The 432-nt window shown below is 50.9% G+C and carries 1 protein-coding gene; it reads right to left on the bottom strand.

Annotated elements, in window-relative coordinates:
• Nucleotides 1-315, bottom strand: a 315-nt coding sequence (locus EXE41_RS18835) for a hypothetical protein (RefSeq protein ID WP_137691813.1), incomplete at its 3' end; no start/stop codon positions are given.
• Nucleotides 316-432: the final 117 nt, after the last annotated feature.

Genomic DNA, 432 nt, shown 5'->3' on the forward strand with positions numbered 1-432 from the left:
GCTATTGGTATCTTCGTCGACGCTGTCGGTGGTGTACTCTAATTTCACCTCTCGTTCTTCGGAACTCTGATTTTTTACGTTGAATGCAGGCTTATCGTACGGAGTCTGGCTGAAAAGATCGTTATAGACAGGATCAGTGGCGGCCTCATTCGCTTCAACCTCACCGATTTGATACCTGGAATTAGGGTTAACTCCATCCGCACTACCGTTTGCAGTGAAATCAATAACGAGCTCGCCCTGGCCGTTCTGTCGGATGATTTCACCACTTTCCTCCGTGTCGCTGAGAGCAATCAGAGCGCTATCGTCGGAGGTCACATTAATATTTGAGTCCCGACTTGTGCTCATCGCGGTGAACGCACCCTGCCTGTTGCAGCTGCCGAGCCGGCAGCGAGCGATCCGATCCCGATCATGAATTTACGTCGTTCCATGGTT

Source organism: Halorubrum sp. SD690R (genome assembly GCF_005435035.1).
Lineage (GTDB): Archaea > Halobacteriota > Halobacteria > Halobacteriales > Haloferacaceae > Halorubrum > Halorubrum ezzemoulense.